Annotated in this window: 25 protein-coding genes and 1 pseudogene; 24 read left to right on the top strand and 2 right to left on the bottom strand. The window is 59.1% G+C overall.

Translation table 11 applies throughout. From position 1 onward, the window contains the following. The first annotated feature begins 34 nt into the window (after positions 1 to 34). The 11 genes from T363_RS0100760 to T363_RS0100710 are packed head-to-tail and all read left to right on the top strand — an operon-like array spanning position 35 to position 5086. Positions 35 to 214 carry a hypothetical protein gene (locus tag T363_RS0100760; RefSeq protein WP_031472280.1) on the top strand — a complete coding sequence of 60 codons (180 nt, stop codon included), beginning with the start codon at positions 35 to 37 and terminating at the stop codon, positions 212 to 214. A gap of 33 nt (positions 215 to 247) precedes the next feature. After that, positions 248 to 430, top strand: a complete 183-nt coding sequence (locus tag T363_RS0100755; protein WP_031472278.1) for a hypothetical protein — start codon at positions 248 to 250, stop codon at positions 428 to 430. Continuing rightward, positions 414 to 659, top strand: coding sequence for a hypothetical protein (locus T363_RS0100750; protein ID WP_031472276.1), 246 nt, complete (start codon positions 414 to 416; stop codon positions 657 to 659). Before T363_RS0100755 ends, T363_RS0100750 begins: the two co-directional genes overlap by 17 nt. Next, positions 656 to 841 (top strand): hypothetical protein, encoded by a 186-nt coding sequence (locus T363_RS15915; protein ID WP_154658716.1) that lies wholly within the window; start codon positions 656 to 658, stop codon positions 839 to 841. Before T363_RS0100750 ends, T363_RS15915 begins: the two co-directional genes overlap by 4 nt. After that, a complete protein-coding gene (locus tag T363_RS0100740) occupies positions 838 to 1137 on the top strand; it encodes a hypothetical protein (RefSeq protein ID WP_031472274.1) in 300 nt (99 codons plus the stop codon). Before T363_RS15915 ends, T363_RS0100740 begins: the two co-directional genes overlap by 4 nt. Then, positions 1091 to 1594, top strand: coding sequence for a helix-turn-helix domain-containing protein (locus T363_RS0100735; RefSeq protein ID WP_161645933.1), 504 nt, complete (start codon positions 1091 to 1093; stop codon positions 1592 to 1594). The genes T363_RS0100740 and T363_RS0100735 overlap by 47 nt, the downstream gene beginning before the upstream one ends. 29 nt (positions 1595 to 1623) lie before the next feature. Then, on the top strand, positions 1624 to 2010 hold the full coding sequence (locus T363_RS0100730) for a hypothetical protein (RefSeq protein ID WP_031472270.1): 387 nt from the start codon (positions 1624 to 1626) through the stop codon (positions 2008 to 2010). Positions 2011 to 2020: 10 nt separating this feature from the next. Next, complete coding sequence (locus tag T363_RS0100725) at positions 2021 to 3574, top strand: PcfJ domain-containing protein (RefSeq protein ID WP_031472268.1); 1554 nt, start codon at positions 2021 to 2023, stop codon at positions 3572 to 3574. Continuing rightward, the gene (locus T363_RS14865; RefSeq protein WP_051642998.1) at positions 3575 to 4483 is read left to right on the top strand and encodes a DUF3102 domain-containing protein; all 909 of its coding nucleotides are present in this window, start codon (positions 3575 to 3577) and stop codon (positions 4481 to 4483) included. After that, on the top strand, positions 4480 to 4845 hold the full coding sequence (locus tag T363_RS0100715) for a nucleoside triphosphate pyrophosphohydrolase family protein (protein ID WP_031472264.1): 366 nt from the start codon (positions 4480 to 4482) through the stop codon (positions 4843 to 4845). The genes T363_RS14865 and T363_RS0100715 overlap by 4 nt, the downstream gene beginning before the upstream one ends. Then, complete coding sequence (locus tag T363_RS0100710; protein ID WP_031472262.1) at positions 4811 to 5086, top strand: hypothetical protein; 276 nt, start codon at positions 4811 to 4813, stop codon at positions 5084 to 5086. The genes T363_RS0100715 and T363_RS0100710 overlap by 35 nt, the downstream gene beginning before the upstream one ends. A 17-nt stretch (positions 5087 to 5103) precedes the next feature. Here the strand turns inward: T363_RS0100710 and T363_RS0100705 are convergent, their stop codons facing one another. After that, positions 5104 to 5382 carry a type II toxin-antitoxin system YafQ family toxin gene (locus tag T363_RS0100705; protein ID WP_031472260.1) on the bottom strand — a complete coding sequence of 93 codons (279 nt, stop codon included), beginning with the start codon at positions 5380 to 5382 and terminating at the stop codon, positions 5104 to 5106. After that, a complete protein-coding gene (locus T363_RS14270) occupies positions 5379 to 5657 on the bottom strand; it encodes a type II toxin-antitoxin system RelB/DinJ family antitoxin (RefSeq protein WP_034971380.1) in 279 nt (92 codons plus the stop codon). Before T363_RS14270 ends, T363_RS0100705 begins: the two co-directional genes overlap by 4 nt. Positions 5658 to 5726: 69 nt before the next feature. Here T363_RS14270 and T363_RS0100695 point away from each other — a divergent pair, with 69 nt between their 5' ends. From T363_RS0100695 to T363_RS14850, 13 genes and pseudogenes are all read left to right on the top strand, one after another. Further along, positions 5727 to 6569, top strand: a complete 843-nt coding sequence (locus T363_RS0100695) for a rolling circle replication-associated protein (protein ID WP_031472256.1) — start codon at positions 5727 to 5729, stop codon at positions 6567 to 6569. 299 nt (positions 6570 to 6868) lie between these two features. Beyond that, a complete protein-coding gene (locus T363_RS14860; protein ID WP_031472254.1) occupies positions 6869 to 7237 on the top strand; it encodes a hypothetical protein in 369 nt (122 codons plus the stop codon). Between the two features lie 186 nt (positions 7238 to 7423). Then, positions 7424 to 8014, top strand: coding sequence for a recombinase family protein (locus T363_RS0100685; RefSeq protein ID WP_031472252.1), 591 nt, complete (start codon positions 7424 to 7426; stop codon positions 8012 to 8014). Between the two features lie 137 nt (positions 8015 to 8151). After that, positions 8152 to 8694: a hypothetical protein gene (locus tag T363_RS0100680; protein WP_031472250.1), complete on the top strand. Its 543-nt coding sequence runs from the start codon at positions 8152 to 8154 to the stop codon at positions 8692 to 8694. Then, entirely contained in the window at positions 8684 to 10009 is a 1326-nt protein-coding gene (locus T363_RS14855) for a phage terminase large subunit (RefSeq protein WP_051642997.1), read from the top strand. The genes T363_RS0100680 and T363_RS14855 overlap by 11 nt, the downstream gene beginning before the upstream one ends. A 225-nt stretch (positions 10010 to 10234) precedes the next feature. After that, a complete protein-coding gene (locus T363_RS0100665; protein WP_031472246.1) occupies positions 10235 to 10606 on the top strand; it encodes a hypothetical protein in 372 nt (123 codons plus the stop codon). Further along, the gene (locus T363_RS0100660) at positions 10606 to 12186 is read left to right on the top strand and encodes a portal protein (RefSeq protein ID WP_031472244.1); all 1581 of its coding nucleotides are present in this window, start codon (positions 10606 to 10608) and stop codon (positions 12184 to 12186) included. The genes T363_RS0100665 and T363_RS0100660 overlap by 1 nt, the downstream gene beginning before the upstream one ends. Next, the gene (locus T363_RS14260; RefSeq protein WP_034971379.1) at positions 12183 to 12512 is read left to right on the top strand and encodes a hypothetical protein; all 330 of its coding nucleotides are present in this window, start codon (positions 12183 to 12185) and stop codon (positions 12510 to 12512) included. The genes T363_RS0100660 and T363_RS14260 overlap by 4 nt, the downstream gene beginning before the upstream one ends. Positions 12513 to 12866: 354 nt before the next feature. After that, positions 12867 to 13856: a hypothetical protein gene (locus T363_RS0100650; protein WP_154658715.1), complete on the top strand. Its 990-nt coding sequence runs from the start codon at positions 12867 to 12869 to the stop codon at positions 13854 to 13856. 220 nt (positions 13857 to 14076) lie between these two features. Then, entirely contained in the window at positions 14077 to 15132 is a 1056-nt protein-coding gene (locus T363_RS0100645) for an FN3 associated domain-containing protein (RefSeq protein WP_031472240.1), read from the top strand. An 82-nt stretch (positions 15133 to 15214) separates the two neighbouring features. Beyond that, entirely contained in the window at positions 15215 to 15586 is a 372-nt protein-coding gene (locus T363_RS0100640; RefSeq protein ID WP_031472238.1) for a hypothetical protein, read from the top strand. 1 nt (position 15587) lies between these two features. Further along, positions 15588 to 17510 carry a hypothetical protein gene (locus tag T363_RS0100635; protein ID WP_031472236.1) on the top strand — a complete coding sequence of 641 codons (1923 nt, stop codon included), beginning with the start codon at positions 15588 to 15590 and terminating at the stop codon, positions 17508 to 17510. A gap of 10 nt (positions 17511 to 17520) precedes the next feature. After that, positions 17521 to 18586, top strand: a pseudogene (locus T363_RS14850) (hypothetical protein); the annotation flags it as partial.

Below are 18586 nucleotides of genomic sequence, written 5' to 3'. Positions count from 1 at the left end.
CACACCCTTTCGGACTTATTGTAGCAGGAGGGGAATGGAAAGACAAGAAAGGACGATTTACATGAAACCATACAGCTATTACTTAGGACTGACGGCGGAGCAGATTATGGCGGAGCCGGACGCGCCGGAGAGTCTTGTGATTGCGGCGCGGATTGAACTGCAGAAGGCAAAGGAGCGCAGAGAGGGCGCGGACAGGCAAGAGACAAGCCGGTAAGCGCATAGGATGCGGCGAAGGAGGCGGAACAGGATGGCTGTGGTAGCAACATATCATTACCCGCACGGGACGGTGGATGTGTGCGACGATGCGTATCGGGACGCTACGCCGGAGGAGCTGAAGCGGAGAGAGGAACGCATGTGGAAGGTGGCGTATGACATTATGCTGCGTGCGGAAATAAGACGAAGGGAGCAGAACCATGAAGAAAGTTTGTAGCTTTGGGCTTGGCTGGTTTGGAACGCTGGGTGCGCTGGTGATCGCCATTTGGGCGGCGGGGCTTTGCCCGTGGAGCACGGCGGCGCTTGTGCTTACGGGCTGCGCGCTGGGGCTTGCGGTGTGCATCCGCGAGCTGCGGTGGCTGCGCCGGTGCGAAATGCGGGAGCGGGAAGCCGCCCGCCGCAGCGCATGGCGGGCAGACATGTTCCGCCAGATCCGCGAAATATGAGGCGGGAGAGCAAGGTGCAGCGGGAGCGGCAGCGGCGGATCCGCATGCACTATGTACAGGCGGCAGCCCACACGGCGCCGCGCATTTCGCCGGCGGCGAGACAGATTACCGGCGGGGCGGACAAGCCGGTGCTGGAGGCGCTGCTGCTCGCGCGGCTGATGGAAAGGCGGCGGCACAGGTGAAAACCTTTCGCGGGATGGAGATCCGCCCTTACTGTCAGGTGAGCGACCTGCCGCGCGTGCGCATAGACCGCGTGCGGGTGCAGGTGCGGCGGACGCTGTTTGGTGAGACCGAATACGACATCATCGGCACGATGGGCGAGGCAGGTGTGGGCTGGCCGGTGTGCCGCCCGCTGGACAAGCTGGATGAGGTTTGGCCTGAGGTGCAGCGCGTGGAGCGCATGATAGAAAATGAACGGAGGCGGCAGGAGGATGAAAACGCAAGAAGTGGTGTGGCGGCACCCGAAGGGGCGGTTTGACGTGGTAGAGACCAGCGGAATCAACATGATGGGCGAGCACTACACATACCGCGAGGCCGTGCTGACGCCGCGCCGGGATGCGCGGGGGATGGCAAGCGAGATCGGCCTGCCAGACGCGGGACGCGGCCTTGTGACCGAGGCACTGCCCAAACGGCGCGCCCACCTGACGGAGGAAGAGCGTGCGCGCATTTTACAACTGGCGCGGGACGGCAGGACGGCAATAGAGATTGCACGGGAGACCGGGCGCAGCGTATCCACGGTGAACAAGGTGACGCGCGGCCAGAGTGTGCGGGTGCGGCAGACCGTGCGCGGCTGGACGCAGGAGGAAATAGACACCGTGCACCGGCTGCGGGATGCGGGCAAGACATCGTTTGAAATAAGCGCAGCGGTTGGGCGGACGGCGCAGGCCGTGCGCGGGCTGATAGAACGATACCGGGCGAAGTGGGCATCCGCGTAACGTCGACATGGAACAAAGGAGCAGGAGATATGAGCAATTTGGACAAGCTGCGGAAAGCAGTGGAGGAGGAGCAGCCGGGGAACGGCGCGCGGGAGATTGGCGAGGTAGTGCTGATGATTGCGGAGGAGAGCGAGCAGGCCGCGGAGATCATTGCAGCGGATATTGAAAACGAAAGCATGAGCCTTGCAAAAAGTTTTAACGCGCTGCGCGACTATGCGAAAAAGCACCAGCAGGGTGGCTTTTGGGGCTGCATGTGCAACCGGTTTGACCGAGAAAATCCGGTGATACAGGTGATATGCGGGTTTTACCATGTGCCAATGGATGTGTTTGCGCAGAATTCCAAGCGCTTGGGCGAGACGGAACACGCAGAGCCGCCGGAAACGGACGGCCCGGTCGATCTGCTCGACCTGCTGTGAGGTAAGGACGATGCGAGAGGTAAATGACTGCCCTGCACTGGAATACAGCGAGGTGTGCAGTAAAATCTGCGATACCATAGACCACACGGAGTTTTTGTTTTTTCGTTGCAGTGGCGGGGACGATCTGGACTGGATCCTCGGCCCGGCGGGAGACGGGTACGAGATGTTTTGTACGGACTGTGGGCAGCGCTTTTTTGAGAAAAGAGACCGCAAACGGCCGGCAAGCAGCTATGACAGATGCCCGCGGTGCGGCGCACCGGTGATGCCTTGCCGATGGAATGACCGGCGCAAATTGGAGGATATTCGGTTTGCCTTTCACCTGTTTCAGCGGGGCGAGGGGCGGGAGGTGTGGTTTCGATCCTTCAAGGTAGCGATGAACCGCGCATTTATGGGAGATAAGTACGATATATTCGAATATTGCCGCATGGTGTTTTACGACGGCGGAGCGCGTAAGTGGACGCGCGGATGCGACTGGATATGCGGTGCGCATCCATGGGAGCCGGTGAAGAGCATTGGGCTGAAGCGTTGGCACCTGAGATACGGACAGACGCTGGATGACTTTTTTGCAGGCGTCAGCCGGGACGAGATCGCGGGGAGCTGCCTGGAATACGCGCAGGCGCAGGAGGCGTTTGATACGCTGCGCGACCCGATTGAATACCTTGGGCTGTACGCGAAGCACCCGCAATGCGAATACATTTGGAAGATGGGGCTGGGGCGCTTTTTCCGCGAACGCGAGATGGGTAGAAAAGCGGCGTTTGCGCGGCTGTTTAATCTGCGGGCGGCACGGCCGGACAAACTGGTGAAAAATATGAACCGGCAGGAGATCAGGGCGCTGCGGGAGCATCCCGCATATTCCCTGGATCTTGCTTATGACTACCTGCAGCTGAAAGCGGACGGCCTTGTGCCGGCAGATGCAGGGTGGATGGCGTTTTTGTATGAGCTGGGCAGCAACCGTGAGGCGTTCGGCGGCATCTGCGCAAGATGCCGTGTATCTGGAGAATGCTTGCGGCGATACCTTGAGCGGCAGAGCCGGCGGTGTGGGCGGCCGGTGGACACAGTGATACAGGAGCTTACAGACTACCACCGGCAGATAGACCGCATGCAGATAAACGGCGGCAACCTGCTGCCGCATGACCTGCACGAGGCACACGCGCGGCTGAGTGCGCGCGAGCGTAAGCTGCAAACCGCGCCGTTTAACGGACAGTTCCGCCTGCGGCGGCGGCTGCTGCACTGGATGTGTTGGCGGCATGACGGGATGCTGATCCGCCCAGTGGACAGCGCAGATGAGCTGACCCGCGAGGGCGAGCAAATGGATAACTGCGTGGCGGGATATGCAAAGCGCCATGCCGAGGGCAAGACGATCATCCTGCTGCTGCGGCGCTGCGACGCCCCCTGCAGGAGCTGGCACACGGTGGAGATCGATCCGATCACGCTGACATGCAAGCAGTGCTATGCGAAAGGCAACCGAACGCGCGAGCCTGCGGCGGCGCGGTTTATGGAGGAATATCTGGCGCACCTGCAGACGGTGCGGACGGATGGAAAAACGACAAGGAGTGTGGCATAAATGGGACAGGAGGTAGTGGCCGTGCGGTCGATCGAGATCGTGACGGCAGAGATCCATACCATCCGCGACAATGTGGCGCGGATGTTTATGGACGGCGTAGTACAGATCGGCCGGCGGCTGGAGGAGGCTAAGCAGCTGGTGCCGCAGGGCGAGTGGCTGCACTATCTGGACACGGAGCTGGGCTATAAGCCGAGCACGGCACAGAACTACATGCGCATTGCGCGTGAGTTTGGAGACGGGCAGGTGGGGCTATCCGGCAAGACGGCGCAGGACTTTTTCGGCAAGCTGGGTTATGCGCAGCTGCTGCCGCTGCTGGGTATGCCGGAGGAGGAGCGCGAAGCGCTTGCCGAGGAGCATGATCTTGCAGGGATGAGCAGCCGAGAGATACAGGCGCTGGTGAAGGAACGGGACGAGGCGAAGGCTGCGGCCGATGAAGCGCGGGCGCGGGCGGAACAGCAGGGGCAGGAGGCGCGCCACGCGCACGACGAGCTGGCTGATGTGAAAAACAAGCTGAAAGCCGAAACGCAGAAAGCCGCCGAGCAGGCCAAGGCTGCCAAAGCAAACGCGCAGACCGCTGCGGAATTGCAGCGGCAGCTTGACAAACTGGCCGAGCAGGCAGATCAGCCGCGTGAGCTGACCGAAGAAGAACGGGACGCGCTGCGCAAAGAGATCGCCGCCGAGCAGGCCGAGGCTGTGCGGGCGGCGGAGGCGCGTGCCACGGAAATGGCGGACAAGCTGCAGCGGGCGAAAAAACCAGCGGCACACAAGGTGAATTTTTTGTTCGGCGAATTACAGAGCACGTTTTCCCGCCTGCGCGGGGCATTGGAGGATCTGGTGCAGCAGGACGCAGAGATAGCGGGAAAGCTCGGCGGGGCAATCAATCAGGTGATAGGAGGGTGGAAGGTATGAACGCGAAGAGGGCGGCAAAACTGATGCGCATTGCGGACTATTACGGCGCGGAGGTGCAGGTGTGCAAGCTGATGGAGGAGCTAGGCGAGGCGGTGAGCGCGGCCAGCGCGGTACAGATGAAGCAGACCTTCCATGAGGACTGCGGCAAAGACACCGACCTGCAGGAACGGCTCGAGCATCTGGCGGCGGAGCTGGCGGACGTGAGCAACCTGACCGAGCAGATTTTATATCTGTATGGTCTGGAGACGGATTTTAAGGTTGCCCGGCATCGAGGAATCCGCAAGACGCTGGATAGGATTTTGGAAGAGAGCGGAGAGGGGTTAAGCGATGGCAGACAAGGAGCTGCTGGGGCTGGCGGCTGACTACTACGAGCGCAAGACGCAAAAGCGGCTGACAAACGAGCAGAGGGACAAGCTGGGCGCGATGCTGGACAGCGGGCTGATGGTGGCGCATATGATGGACGGCGTAGATTTGGCGGTGAGCCGCTTCGGCTTTGCCGGCACAGCAAACGACTATTGGCAGACCGTGCTTGCGGACTGCCGGAACACCTATAAGATACTGAAAAAACAAGGAATGTTGGACGCAGAAAAAGCCGCCATGTGAGGCGGCTTTTGGCGCAACTATAAATCAAACAGATCGGCATGCGTACCAGTGCGGGTGAGCGCAAGGATTAGCTGATTGTCATGCAGCCGATAGATGAGGAGCCAATCGGGACGGATATGACATTCGCGTAAGCCGGCATAATCGCCGGTAAGCGCGTGATCCCGATATTGTGCGGGGAGCGGTTCATCCTGCCGGAGCAGTTCGATGACGGTTTCTAATTCATTCAGCGGATAGTGCCGCTTTTTGATGCGCTTATAATCACGCTTAAAGGAAGTGTGCAGATAAAGCTCTCTCACGGTTCGTCGTCCTCCACATCAAGTGCGGCAAACATGGACGCAGCGGAGGAATAAGGACCGGAGAGGTTTTGCCCGGAAAGGGTTTCCAGCATGGCCTGACGGGTTTCTGCGTTAGGCGTTAGGGCGGGCTTAAACGGAAATGCCTGTTCAGCCACAGCTTGGCGCAGAAACATATTTACAGCGGCATTTGTGCTGAGCCCGAGTGCAGCAAATAATTGATCGGCCTGCTGTTTGAGATCGGGCTCTAAGCGGAAGGAATACGGTTTTGCGGACATAATATCCACTCCTTTCTAATTACAGTATATCAAATGTATGTATAATGTCAATACGGAAAATGAGGGCTTATGGTTAACCAAAAAGAAGAAGCGAACGGCAACCTGTATCAGCTATCGCTGTTTACGGGCGGGTGCCTGCCGGGGTTGTCGCCCAGACAGCGGCAGAAGCGGCAGAAGCAGACCGAAGAATACAAGAAAAAAATAAATGACCGCGCGGCGCTGTGGCGGTTGATGCAGATTATCTGCGCGAATTTTTTGGAGATGCGCGATCTGTTTGTGTGCCTGACCTATGCCGAGGCACCGGAGAATGAAGGGCGATGCCTGGAAGCCTTCCACCGCAAGATAAAGCGCGCACTGGCAAAGCTGGGCGTCGAGCACGGCTATGTGGCGGTGACGACCGACCACGCGCTGCCGGACGCAGACACCGAGGTGCGCGTGCACCACCACCTGATTATGCACGGGGCGATAGGTCCGGCGATGTACATCAAAATCCGTGATGAAATTGCGCGGTGCTGGCCCCACGGCACGGTGGACGTGCGGCCGCTGCGGCAGAACGAGGAGTTTTTCCGCGACACGGCGCAGTATTTTTTGCAGCAGCCGGTGGCGAAGGGCGCGCGGCGCTACTCCACCAGCCGCAACCTGCGACCGCCGAACGAGCCGATCCGGCTGCGGCTGCCCGAGGAGGCAGCGGGCGAGATACCGCCCGGCGTGGTGGTGATCGAAGACGAGCAGGTGGCAAATGAGTTTGGCCATTACCGATATCTGGTGGGGCGCATCTATGACCGCGTGGCGTTTGACCGCTATTGGCAGCAGCAACGCAAAAAGGCTGCGCCCGACCCGTGGGAGCGGCTGCGGCGCAGGAGACGTATAGGGGGTATCCAATACCCCCTATATACGAAACACGGTTCCTGAAGAAACCGCGTTTCGATACCCCCGGACGCGCCCCAAGGGCGCTGAGTAGAGGAATCAAAACACAGGTACACGCCCTGTGTTTTGATGTGATTTAATAGATTCCCTGACAGGATGAAAAAGGGTGAAATGAGACCCTTTTTGTGGCTTGTACGGGGTCTAACAATTCCGACACACAGGGCATAGACAGGTTCGGACAATGTAAACCGACAAGCAAAGATAAGTTTACATAATATTTCTGACAGGAGGGACGCCGAGAGCGGCGGGAAACAGGTACGCGGCGACGAGGAGGACGACGAACTGTGACGCGGGAGAGACTGGAACAGTATGATAGCCTTTTGCAGGAGCTGCAGGAGGAACAGGAGCGGCTTGCCCGCGAAACGCGGCATGCGCAGCGCATGGAAGAGACATACGGCGTGGGATGCCTGTTCGGCGCGGCCTATCTGGAGGAGGCGCGAACACGGGTGCAGGTGCTTGCCGCCCAGCGCGAGGACGAGAGCGCGGAGGTGCAGCAGTGGATCGCGTCCATCCGCGACAGCATGACGCGGCGCGCGCTGCGGTTGCGGTATATGGACTGCCTGACCTGGGCGGACGTTGCGATCCGCATGGGGTACGCGGATGAGAGTGGGCCGCGGAAGCTGGTGAGCAAGGTGCTGCGGGACGGCGTGTGAGACAGACCGGGCGGGGATGCCCGGCTTTGCTGCGCCATGCGGCGTAAAAATAGGGTACATACAAATGATACAGGGGAGGGACGCGGGGAAAAACGTAAAAAAAGAATTGGTTTTGCGTTTATTTTACAGGCGTAAAGCTAAGTTAAGGACTTGACTTTTACAAATTATGAACAGGAGTGTGGACAAATGGCAGCGGGAGCGAAAATTGCGTATGTGCGTGTGAGCACGATAGAGCAGAACGAGGCGCGGCAGGTGGAGGCACTGAAAAAATATGACATCGACCGGTGGTTTATGGAGAAGGTGAGCGGGAAAAACATGGACCGGCCGGAGCTGCAGAAAATGCTGGAGTATGCCCGCGAGGGAGACACGATCTATATCCACGATTTCAGCCGGATCAGCCGCAACACCTCTGACCTGCTGACGCTGACTGAGGAGCTGCAGCGGCGCGGCATCTGTTTGGTGAGCAACCACGAGAATCTGGACACCAACACACCGACCGGCAAGCTGATGCTGACGGTGATTGCGGCGATCAACGAATTTGAGCGCACCAACTTGTTGGAACGCCAGCGCGAGGGCATTGCGATTGCTAAGCGCGCGGGCAAATACAAAGGACGCCGCCCGACGGAGCTGCCGGACATGGCGGCAGTGTACCACGATTGCGTGACGCGCCACAAGAGCAAGGTGCAGATCGCGCGGGAGCAGGGCATCTCCCGCCCGACGCTGGACAGGCTGCTGCGGGCTTACGAGCGGGAGCATATTGCAAAAAACGAGGGGTGAAAATCCCAAGCGCTTGGGCGCGCCTGACGGCCGCCCGGGCGCTTTTTTATGTGCCCGTGAAAGTTTTCCGTTTTTTCCGATTATTCCGATTATACTGGGAAGCAAAGAAAAAGACCAAACGGAGGGAAGTGCGGCAGATGCGGCAGCAGGGCAGCAAATATGACCCTAAGACCAAGGAGGAGGCGCTGGCGCTGGTGGCGTCGGGCGTATCCATTACCAACGCGGCGTGCCGGATGAACATACCAAAATCCACCCTTGCGGACTGGGTGCATACCCAATGGGACGCGGACGAGGACGCGGCAGCAGCAAGGCGGGAAGCGCGCCGCGCTTCCATCCGCAAGTGCGGACGCATTGTGGACAAGGCGCTCGGCGCCCTTGACCGCAAGGTGGCGGCGGCCGGTGCGGAGTGCCGGCAGATTGACGAGGGGCTGAAAACGCTGCGGCGGGCGGCGGCAGACGGCGTGATCGCGCTGGAAGCGAAAGAGGTAGACCGGCTGCGCGAGATTGTGGATCACTACACGGGCAGCTCGCTGCGGGAGCTGGCCGGCACGATGAAGGATGTGGCGGCGCAGCAGCAGAGCCTTGAGCGGCAGATGATGGACGCGCCGGACGCGGCACCTGAAGTGCAGGTAAGATTAACGCTGGTAGACCCCGCAAAGGAGGGGCAGGATGAACCTTGACTTTCGGCTGACGCCCAAGCAGAAGCTGTTTATTGAGACAGATGCGTTTGAAGTGCTGTACGGCGGTGCAGCGGGCGGCGGCAAGACCTTTGTGCAGGCGCTGGACGCGCTGCTGTATGCGTTACAGTATCAGGGCAGCAAGCAGCTGATTTTACGCCGCACATACAAGGAGCTGGAGCGCTCCATGGTGCCGCAGACCTTGCAGCTGTATCCGCGCGAGGTGGCAAGGTACAACCAGAGCAAACACATTTGGACGATTGGACGATCTACTATTGAAATGGGATATATTGCGACCGAGGGGGATGTGACGCAGTACCAGTCCGCCGAGTATGATGTGATCCGCTTTGATGAGATGACGCATTTTACCGAGACGCAGTACCGCTACATGATATCGCGCGTGCGCGGTGTGAACGATTTTCCCAAGCATGTTAAGAGCAGCGCCAACCCGGGCAGTGTGGGTCACGCGAACGCGAAAAGCCGGTTTATTGACATCGGTGCACCGATGGAGGTGCACGAGTGCGAGGGTGGCAGCCGGCTGTTTATTCCGGCAAAGCTGGAGGACAATCCCTTTTTGATGGAATCCGACCCCGAATACGAGGAGCGCATGAAAAACCTGCCCGAAGAGGTGTACAAGGCACTGCGTGAGGGCAACTGGGACTACTACGTCGGCCAGTATTTTACGGAGTTCAAACGCGAAACGCATGTGGTGCGACCGTTTGAAATACCGGACTACTGGCGGCGGTATGTGGCGATAGACTACGGCCTTGATATGCTGGCGGCATACTGGATCGCGGTGGATGAGACAGACAGTGCAGTGGTATACCGCGAGGTATATGAGCCGAATCTTATCATCCCACAGGCGGCGAAGCTGTTGCGGGAGCGCAACGGCGAGGACTACATTACCGCGTGGTTTGCCCCCAAGGACCTTTGGAACCGGCGGCAGGAGACCGGAAGAAGCGTGGCAGACATCTTTGCTGAGGAAGGCGTATATCTGGATCAGGTGAGCAACGGCCGTGTGGCGGGTTGGTATGAGCTCAAGCGGCGGCTGGATGCCAAACCGGACGAGTTCGGCAAGAAACAGCCGAAACTGCGGATGTTTGACACCTGCGTTAACCTGATCCGCACGCTGCCTGCCTTGCAGCACGATGAGAAACACCCGAATGACTGCGCGACCGAGCCGCATGAGGTGACGCACGCGCCGGACGCGATCCGCTATTTCTGCGACGGCTGCCCGCTGCCAGCGAGCGTACCGGGCAAGTGGAACAGTGATTACAGGACATATGAGGAGGAGATCGGTGATGTATTTGGGTATTAACGGAGGTATAGGGGACTTCCAAAGTCCCCTATATACGAAAGCCGGTTCCGGAGAAACCGACTTTCGATACCCGAAGGATAAGGTGAATTGCCCCGCAGGGGCAAGAGAAGATGCCCTGGGGTACGCCGCCCAAGGCGGCTGAGTCGGGGTATCCAAACCCACGCACATGTCGCGGGTTTGGATGAGATTTTATGCCGCGCGGAGCGCGGAGGAAGGATGCGAAGCATGGAAATTGCAATGATTTTGCTGGGCGCTGCAGCGATGGCGCTTGCGGCGTTATCCCTGCGGCGGGCTACACAGCTACAAAATGCGCTGATTGCCAAAAATGCGGAGCTGCTGGAGGAACAGGATCGTGTGACACGGTGGGAGCATGTGGCGGAAGGGTTTGAACGCATTGCCAAGGAGAACGAAAAGGAATTCGCCGAGGCTCTTCGGCGGTGTGACCGCCTGAGCGAAGCGCTGCAGCAGAGCGAGGACACCGTGATGCAGCTGCGGCAGGAGCTGCACCACGAACGGAGCCGCGGCGTGGACGCGCGGGAGCTGCGCAATATCCTGAGCTATAACGGCACGGATGAGGGGCAGGAGGAAATAAACTGATGGACAAGCAAGAGATGACGGCGGAACGCATCCAGACGGAGTATCAGAAGGGCGTCAGCTACAATCAAGGGCTGAACCTCTACGATGACGTGGAGATTTGTGAGCGTTTTTACGAGGGCCGCCAGTGGGAGGGCGTAAAGACCAAACAGGTACGCCCGCTTACGCTGAATATCATCCGCCAAATCACCAACTACAAGGTGGCACAGATTGTGAGCGACGATGTGGCGCAGGAGATTGAACCGTTTTTGCCGGATGAGGCTGCTGAAGAGGCGGCACTGGTGCTGGAGCAGTCCATCGAGCGGGTGGTGGAACGGCAGAAGATCAAGGATATGCACCGCGAGCTGCTCAGGGACGCTTACATAGATGGCGATGTGGCGCTGTATTATTGGTTTGACGCGGACAAACACACTGGCCTGCCCGGCGTACAGGGTGAAATACAGGCCGAGATGCTGATGAACACCAATGTATTGTTCGGCAATCCCGCGAGCCGCAGGGTGCAGGCACAGCCATACATTATTGTGGTGCAGCGGCTGCCGGTGGGCGAGATCCGCCGCATGGCGAAACAGGCGGGCTGTGCGGAGTGGGAGGAAATCCAGGGCGAAAACGAGGGCTTGTACAAGGGCGACAGCGAGCAGACCGAAGGGGACGCGCTGGGCACCCTGCTGACACGCTTTTGGAAGGAAGGCGGAAACGTACACTTTTGCAAGGCGTGTGGGCGGGTGATGGTGCAGAAGCCGGTGCAGACAGACATGACGCTGTATCCGATTGCGTATATGAGCTGGTCCCCGCGGAAAAACAGCTACCACGGTGTGCTGGAAAATGTGGAGCTGATCAACGCGCAGATTTCCATCAATAAACAGTACACGGCGCTGGCGATCCAGTTGAACAACAATGCGCTGCCAAAGCTCGTGTACGACAAGGGAAAATTCCCGGATGGGTGGGACGCAAACGCGACCACAATCGCCGTGCGCGGCGACCCGACACAGGCACTGACTGGCGTTGCAGGCTCCATGCCGCTGCCGACCGACGCCACCGGCATCACCCAGAGTTTGATGGAGACCATCCGCAATGTGGCTGGCGCGAATGATGCGGCGCTCGGCAATATCAAAAATCCGGATAACACCTCTGCCATTGTGGCGGTGCAGCAGGCGACGGCCGCGCCGCTCAGCCTGACGCGGCTGGCGTATTACCAGTTTATTGAGGACTATACCCGCGTGCTGATCGACATGATGCACGCCTATTACGGGCTGCGGCAGGTGAAAATCACGGACAAGGCGACAAATGAGCTGGGAGAGAGCGAGGAGCGGATTGGCGTGGCGGAATATGACTTTTCCGAACTGCCGGTGGAGGCGCTTGACCTGAAAATTAACGTGGGCGCGGCGAGCTACTGGGCACAGACGTTGCAGATCACCACGCTCGACAACATGATGCGGGCGAATATCATACCGGATGCATCCGAATATTTGGAGCGGGTGCCGGACGGCATGGTGCGCGATAAGGGCGGGCTGATGGATGCCATCCGCCGCCGACAGGAAGCAGAAATGCAGATGAGCGGATTACAGGGAGGTGTGATGGGATGAATAAGACGGACGAAACCAAGGCCGAGCGCTTTGTGCGCCTGGCGGAGCCGCGCGTGACCCGCGCATGCAAGGCGGTGAGCCTGCTCGGTAACCTTGCGGCGAGCGGGTACGAGTATACCGACCAGCAGGTTAAAACCATGTTTGACGCGGTGCATTGCGAGAGCGCAATGCGGCGGGTGGATCAGGTGCGGGAGTGCCCGCACACCCGTATAAGGGGCTTCATAAGCCCCCTATATACGGCGGACACGTCCGCCGAAACCCGAACAGCGCCGCCCAAGGCGGCTGGGTCGGGGAATCACAAAGTAAGGCAAAGCCCGACTTTATGATGCGATTCACAGAATCGCGGATCAATGCGCGCCGAAAGGCGCGGGAAATGCTCCGGCACTCTGACGGGCGGTGAAAGCCGTCCGGAAGTGATACCTCCTGTTTCATGTTGGCGGCGGGCGATCATCAGCATCGCCCGTCCGTCAGAGTGCCGGAAAACGTACAAGGGGAAATGCCTGCGCTGCGGCGGGCGGTCATAACATGCCATAAGCCGCCCAAGCCACACAGTTGTGTGCAGGGATACAGCGGATGGGGGCGCCGGAATGCAGACGAGTGGCGCACCGTCCGCCGCAGCGCAGGACAAAAAAATGAAGCAACCGGCGACGAGCCGTTGCGATATAGAAAGGACAGGCGTTATGAGTAATTGGAAAGCCAGCAATTACGCAAGCGGGGGCGAGCTTCGCGCACGGGTCGGGCTGCAGTTTTTCGCGGAGGGCGAGGACGGCGGCGCAGATCTCAGCGCGGACATGGACGCGAATTTCGACAGCGACTTTGAGAGCGCACTGCTTGGGAGCGATCTGGAAAGCCAGCAGACCGCAGAGCAGCAGACAGGCGAGGGCGCGGGAGGCGAACTGGAAAGCCAGCAGGGAGCCGAACAGCCGGAAGGCGCGATACAGGAAGAGCAGCAACCAGAGGACCATCACGACGAGGCGCAGCCGGTCGCGCCGGTGATGATGACGTATAACGGCCGGCAGATCATGCTGCCCGGTGACGCCGTTTCGGCGCTGTCTGGTGCGCTGGGCATGAACCCTGTGGAACTGCTGGAGAAGGGCATGAACTACGACCGGAAGGCCGAGCGGGAGCTGCGGATGCTGGACCGATATGCGGAGGCAAGCGGCATGACACGCGCCCAGTATATGGAGCGGCTGGAAGCCCAGCAAAACCGAATGGAGTTGCAGGCCGAGGTGGAAAAGTGCCGCGGGGAGTTTCCCGACACGCCGGACGTCGCCTTGCAGGCGATTGCCGAGGGTCGGGTGGCAGCCCGACGGCATGCCGCCCAGCAGGAGCGCGCGGCGCGGCAGCAGCAGATCACCGCGGTGCAGCAGCGCGCCCAGCAGGCTGTGACCGAGGCGCATAGGCAGGCCGAGGTGCAGGCGTGGGATGCCTATGAAATTGCAACGGGTGTACACAGACCGGGCGATATTCCGCCGCGCGTAGTGGAGTTGGTACAGCAGGGCGCAAGCCCGATGGAGGCGCACTGGCGCTATCAGGCCGAGCAGGCGGCAGCGCAAAACGCGATTGCGGCAAAGAACGACCAGAACCGAAAGCAGGCGGCGGGCAGTTTATCCGGCGCGGCGGAAGAGAGCGGTTTTGAGGCGGACTTTGCGAGCGCGTTTGCCTTCTAAGGGAGACGCTGTCCCCCTTAGATACGAATCCGTTTCCCGAGAAACCGGATTCGACAAGGTGAATTGGCCGAAGGCCAAGAGAGCGTGACCTGGGCCATAACCCCCTCGCCTCTGCACGGCAGAGGCGGTTTGGGACACGCGTCCCAAAGCAGCGGGATGTAAGGGCAGCGGAGCCGCCCTTACACGAAAATAACAGGATACATCGAAAGGAAGGTTCGATATGCAGTTTAATCTTTCGGATAAATTTGCAGGCAAGATGGAAAAGCAGTGGCTGGCGGATTCATTCGTGAAGCCGCACACCAACGGCAGCTTGGAGTTTGACGGCGTGGACACGGTGAAGATCTATGTACCGACCACGGTACCGTACAACGATTACAAGCGTGAGGGCACGGCGCGTTACGGCGACCCGAGCGAGATCGTACCCAACGTACACCTGTACAAGATGGAGCAGGACAAGGCATACACCGGCACGATTGACTTGGGCAACTCGCGCAGCCGCAGCATTGGCGCGGCGACTGGCGAGTGGGTGAAGAACCAGAACGCGCAGGTAGTCATTCCGTTTGAGGATAAGTACGCGCTGAACAAGTACGCAAGTCTTGGCGCAGTAGCTGAGGCGGCGGCCGTGACCGAGCAGACCGCGCTGGCTGAGCTGGAGAAGGCGCGCGTAGCGTTTGTGAACCAGCGTGTGCCGGTGGAGAACCGCGTGGTGTGGTGCAGCCCGAAGGTGGTTTCCGCGCTGGCGGAGAGCAAGCAGTTTACCGAGGTGGAAAAGCTGGCGGTGGACGCGGTGCGCAAGGGCGAGGTGGGCCGATGCAAGACCTTCCGCGTGATCGAAACACCGGAGGATCTGATGCCGGCAGGCTGCCAGTTTATCTGTGCGCACAAGAGTGCGCTGGTGCAGGCGGACAAGATTACCGAACTTAAGGTAAACACCACGCCGCAGGGCATTTCCGGCACGCTGATTGAGGCGCGCAACCTGTTTGACGCATTTGTCATCGGTTCGCTCGCGAAGGGTGTTTACACGTTGGTGGAGACCGGCAAGAAGCAGGCGTGCGATGTGAAGATCAGTGCCCACACGGCGACGGTGACAGCAGCGGGCGCGCAGAGCATTTACTATACGCTGGACGGATCGGATCCGCGTTTTTCGAAGAATCGCACGATTGTTGCGACCGGCGGCACGGTTACGACCCAGAAGGACCAGACGATTAAGTGCGTGGCGTTTGCGCCGGACGGCAAATTTACCTCGGACGTGGTTTCCGCGACCGACAACACCTGATACAAAGAGCGCGTCGCTCCCCGTGGCCGTGGTGCGGCATGCGAGGGGCGGCGCGTTCTGCTTTTGTTTATGGGAGGCCGACATGGCGACGATAAGAAAAATCTATGATTTGGCGGCGGCGATCCTGTTTTCCTCGCAGGGGACGGATGCGGATTTTGACAAATATGCGCCGCTGTTTTTGGAGCGCCTGCTGATGGAGGCGCTGCCATACGAGAATATGATCCGCGCACAACGAGGGGAGCCCTGCTTGCAGATTGCCCCCGAAGTGACAGCGATAGACGAGACCGAAATTGACTGGGATGACCGCATTACGCGGAGCGCCCTGCCGCACGGACTTGTAAGCTGCTTTATGGCGGATGAGGCAGACAAGAAAGCTGAAATGGTGATGGAATACAACAAATTTGTGCAGGCGTTGGAAGAGGCGGCGCCTGCGCTGACGGAGGTGGCAGAGTAATATGCCCAAACAAATCAAGACGCCGGCGTTTACCATGGCGCGGAGCGCGACGAAGAACTACCGCCGGTTTCGCGGGTTGGACTACTCGACCGATGAGACCCAGATCGACGACAGCCGCAGCCCGCGGGCGGTGAACATCATTGCAGATGAGGGTGGCGCGCCGGAACGGCGCTGGGGCTGGCGCACGGTATGCCGGTTTGGTGAGACCGAAGCGGTGAGCGGCATTTTCCCCTATGAGGGTGAGGTGGCGGCGGCGGCCGCGCAGGCGGGGCGCGTATTCGTTGTGCACGCAGGGGCAAAGCTCTATCAGGTGAAGCTAGATGCGCAATATCAGCTGGTGGAAGGCGGCAAAACGGAACTGCTTGGCGGACTGAAAACCGGAGGCCACAGCCAGGGATTTTACATGAACGGCAAGCTGTATATTATGACCGGCGCGGAAATGGTGGTGTATGATGGCAAATCGGCAAAACTGGTAGCGGATGACACTGCATACTGCCCGCTGACAAGCTTTGGACATAAACCCACGGGCGGCGGCGAAGCATATGAAAAAGTAAATATGCTGTGCAAATGGCGGCGCAATCGCTTTGTAGCGGACGGCAGCAGCAAGACCTTTCAGCTGGACGTGACCGAGCTGGATGCGGACGCAAAGCCCGAAGCGAGTTATTTTATTACCAAAGAAGCAATCCCCGTGGAGAGCTTTGACGCCAAAAAAGGCACGGTGACGTTTGCGGCTGCACCCAAAGCGCCGGAGAACGCCGGAACAAGCAATGTGGAAATCAAATTTGCCAAGACAACGGACGCGCGCAGCAAGATACTCGGCTGCACGATATTTGCTGTTTATGGACTGGACGGCGCGGGCAACCGCGTGTTTGTATCCGGCAATGACGCGCACGCGGCGACCGAGTGGTTTTCCGGCCTGAATGACCCGACCTACTTTCCGGACAGCAACTATTCGGTGGTGGGGTCGAGCGATTTCCCCATCATGTGTTATGTGAAGGCACAGGGCGAGCTGCTGCTCATCAAGAAGGACAACCGGCAGGAGGGCACGATTTGGCACCATGCGGGCAAGCTGATGAACGACGTGGCGGCGTTTCCGCTGAAGGAGGGTGTGCCGGGGTACGGTGCGATTGCCCGATACTCGGCGGCAAACCTCAACGATGATCCGCTGTTCCTTTCCCCGCGCGGCGTGTATGCGCCGACAACCACCTACTACAACAACATGCAGGTGCGGCAGATGTTCTGCCGGAGCCGTCGAATCAACCGCAGGCTGACCAAGGAGTTGGGGCGGGCGGAGGCGGTGAGCGCGGTATGGCGCGGCTGGTACATCCTTGTGCTGCCGAACGGACACGCCTATGTGGCGGACGGCAACCAGGATCGTAGTGATAACGGGTATGAGTGGTATTATTGGGAGAACATCCCGGCGCGGGTGCTGCGGACGGATGAGCAGACGCTGTATTTCGGCACGGCAGACGGCAGGCTGTGCAAGTTCAACGACGACCTTGTGACCAGCACCAACGAGACACTGATGCGCGCGTACAACGACGATGGCGCGGCCATCCATGCCGAGTGGGCGACCAAGTTGGACGCGATGGGCGACCTTTCCATGCTGAAGACCATGCCGAAGAAGGGCAGCGCCATCCATGTGAAGAGTTATGCGCGCAGCAAGGTGGAGGTTTGGATTCGCACGGAGAATGACTCAGGCAAGCGCTACAAGGTGATTCTTGCGGACCGGCTGACGTTTGACGACATCGACCTTGCGCGGTTTACGTTCAACACGAGCGTGAATACGGTGGTGCCGCCGCTAGTGAAAAAGAAAAAGTGGAAGCTGATACAAGTGATACTGATTTCGGACGCGGTGAACGAGGGGTTTGGCGTGTATGAAATTGAGCTGAAATATGTGGAGGCCGGAGAGGCGAAGCGATAGGAGGGATAGAATGGCGATTCGTGACCTTAAAATCACGCCTGAGCAGATTGCGCGCAAGGGTGTGATTGCATCCCCTGACACGCTGACGGGTACGCCGGACGAGAACAAGAACGTTTTCGACCGGCTGGCAAGAGAGATCATTGTTCCGAGCGTGAACGGTGCGATTGAAATGCTGGGACAGGTGGAGGATGACACCGTCCAATGGGAATCTGACGAACAAGCCCGCAAGCTGGCGGAGCAGGAGCGCGTAAGCGCAGAGAAGGGACGTGCGGCGGCAGAACAGACCCGTGTGCAAGCGGAGCAAGAACGAGCAAATGCAGACGGGCTGCGCACTACGGCTGAGGAAAAACGTGTTGCTGCCGAACAGGCGCGTAGTATTGCGGAACAGGAGCGTGTACATGCAGAGAATAGCCGCGTAGCGGCAGAGCAGGAGCGGGAAGTGGCGGAACAGGGGCGAAAAGCGGCAGAGGAAGCCAGGGCACAGACCGAGCGGGATAGGATGCTATGGGAAACGTATAGTGCGATCAAAAATTACGTTCCGGGCAATAAGGTTGAGCACGGCGGATCTAGCTATGTCAATATTGCACCCTGCACGGGGATCGCTCCGCCAAACAGCGCACACTGGCAGTTAGTGGCTGCCAGAGGCAAGGACGGCGACGGCGCAGGCGACATGATAAAAGCGGTGTATGATCCCACGGGTAAGGAGCAGGACATATTCGCGTACAGCGTGCCCCAAACCCGCACGATCAACAAAAAACCGCTCAGTGCGGATGTGACACTGACCGGGGAGGATATCAAGGTCACTGGAAGCGACGAGACGACGATCCACACCCGGCTATCCGAGATCACCAATCCTAATTTGCTGGATAACTGGTATTTTGGCAATCCGGTTAATCAGCGTGCGGCGTCAGAGTATAGTGGCTCTTGGTCATATTGCATCGACAGGTGGGTTGCTGAGGGGATTATTACGGTTGGCAAAGAGGGCGTGAGCGCATCGTCCAGAGATGCAAGTAATCCGGCATATTTTTTGCAACGGTTTGAGCATTTTCCGGATGGGCGGCAGGTTACGTTTTCGC

The sequence above is a fragment of the Agathobaculum desmolans ATCC 43058 genome (assembly GCF_000701665.1).
Lineage (GTDB): Bacteria > Bacillota > Clostridia > Oscillospirales > Butyricicoccaceae > Agathobaculum > Agathobaculum desmolans.
Note: the sequence above shows the minus strand (reverse complement) of the source record. Positions and strands in the feature narration are given on the sequence as shown.

What these genes read in the sequence shown, in the direction of transcription:
- T363_RS0100685 (WP_031472252.1), top strand. Translation starts at nt 7,424, where the DNA reads ATGGCAGCGGGAGCGAAAATTGCGTATGTGCGTGTGAGCACGATAGAG.
- T363_RS0100710 (WP_031472262.1), top strand. Translation starts at nt 4,811, where the DNA reads ATGGCAGACAAGGAGCTGCTGGGGCTGGCGGCTGACTACTACGAGCGC.
- T363_RS0100665 (WP_031472246.1), top strand. Translation starts at nt 10,235, where the DNA reads ATGGAAATTGCAATGATTTTGCTGGGCGCTGCAGCGATGGCGCTTGCG.
- T363_RS14865 (WP_051642998.1), top strand. Translation starts at nt 3,575, where the DNA reads ATGGGACAGGAGGTAGTGGCCGTGCGGTCGATCGAGATCGTGACGGCA.
- T363_RS0100640 (WP_031472238.1), top strand. Translation starts at nt 15,215, where the DNA reads ATGGCGACGATAAGAAAAATCTATGATTTGGCGGCGGCGATCCTGTTT.
- T363_RS0100660 (WP_031472244.1), top strand. Translation starts at nt 10,606, where the DNA reads ATGGACAAGCAAGAGATGACGGCGGAACGCATCCAGACGGAGTATCAG.
- T363_RS0100735 (WP_161645933.1), top strand. Translation starts at nt 1,091, where the DNA reads ATGAAAACGCAAGAAGTGGTGTGGCGGCACCCGAAGGGGCGGTTTGAC.
- T363_RS0100680 (WP_031472250.1), top strand. Translation starts at nt 8,152, where the DNA reads ATGCGGCAGCAGGGCAGCAAATATGACCCTAAGACCAAGGAGGAGGCG.
- T363_RS0100725 (WP_031472268.1), top strand. Translation starts at nt 2,021, where the DNA reads ATGCGAGAGGTAAATGACTGCCCTGCACTGGAATACAGCGAGGTGTGC.
- T363_RS0100760 (WP_031472280.1), top strand. Translation starts at nt 35, where the DNA reads ATGGAAAGACAAGAAAGGACGATTTACATGAAACCATACAGCTATTAC.
- T363_RS0100695 (WP_031472256.1), top strand. Translation starts at nt 5,727, where the DNA reads ATGGTTAACCAAAAAGAAGAAGCGAACGGCAACCTGTATCAGCTATCG.
- T363_RS0100755 (WP_031472278.1), top strand. Translation starts at nt 248, where the DNA reads ATGGCTGTGGTAGCAACATATCATTACCCGCACGGGACGGTGGATGTG.
- T363_RS0100730 (WP_031472270.1), top strand. Translation starts at nt 1,624, where the DNA reads ATGAGCAATTTGGACAAGCTGCGGAAAGCAGTGGAGGAGGAGCAGCCG.
- T363_RS14260 (WP_034971379.1), top strand. Translation starts at nt 12,183, where the DNA reads ATGAATAAGACGGACGAAACCAAGGCCGAGCGCTTTGTGCGCCTGGCG.
- T363_RS0100650 (WP_154658715.1), top strand. Translation starts at nt 12,867, where the DNA reads ATGAGTAATTGGAAAGCCAGCAATTACGCAAGCGGGGGCGAGCTTCGC.
- T363_RS14855 (WP_051642997.1), top strand. Translation starts at nt 8,684, where the DNA reads ATGAACCTTGACTTTCGGCTGACGCCCAAGCAGAAGCTGTTTATTGAG.
- T363_RS15915 (WP_154658716.1), top strand. Translation starts at nt 656, where the DNA reads ATGAGGCGGGAGAGCAAGGTGCAGCGGGAGCGGCAGCGGCGGATCCGC.
- T363_RS14270 (WP_034971380.1), bottom strand. Translation starts at nt 5,657, where the DNA reads ATGTCCGCAAAACCGTATTCCTTCCGCTTAGAGCCCGATCTCAAACAG.
- T363_RS0100750 (WP_031472276.1), top strand. Translation starts at nt 414, where the DNA reads ATGAAGAAAGTTTGTAGCTTTGGGCTTGGCTGGTTTGGAACGCTGGGT.
- T363_RS0100645 (WP_031472240.1), top strand. Translation starts at nt 14,077, where the DNA reads ATGCAGTTTAATCTTTCGGATAAATTTGCAGGCAAGATGGAAAAGCAG.
- T363_RS0100635 (WP_031472236.1), top strand. Translation starts at nt 15,588, where the DNA reads ATGCCCAAACAAATCAAGACGCCGGCGTTTACCATGGCGCGGAGCGCG.
- T363_RS0100715 (WP_031472264.1), top strand. Translation starts at nt 4,480, where the DNA reads ATGAACGCGAAGAGGGCGGCAAAACTGATGCGCATTGCGGACTATTAC.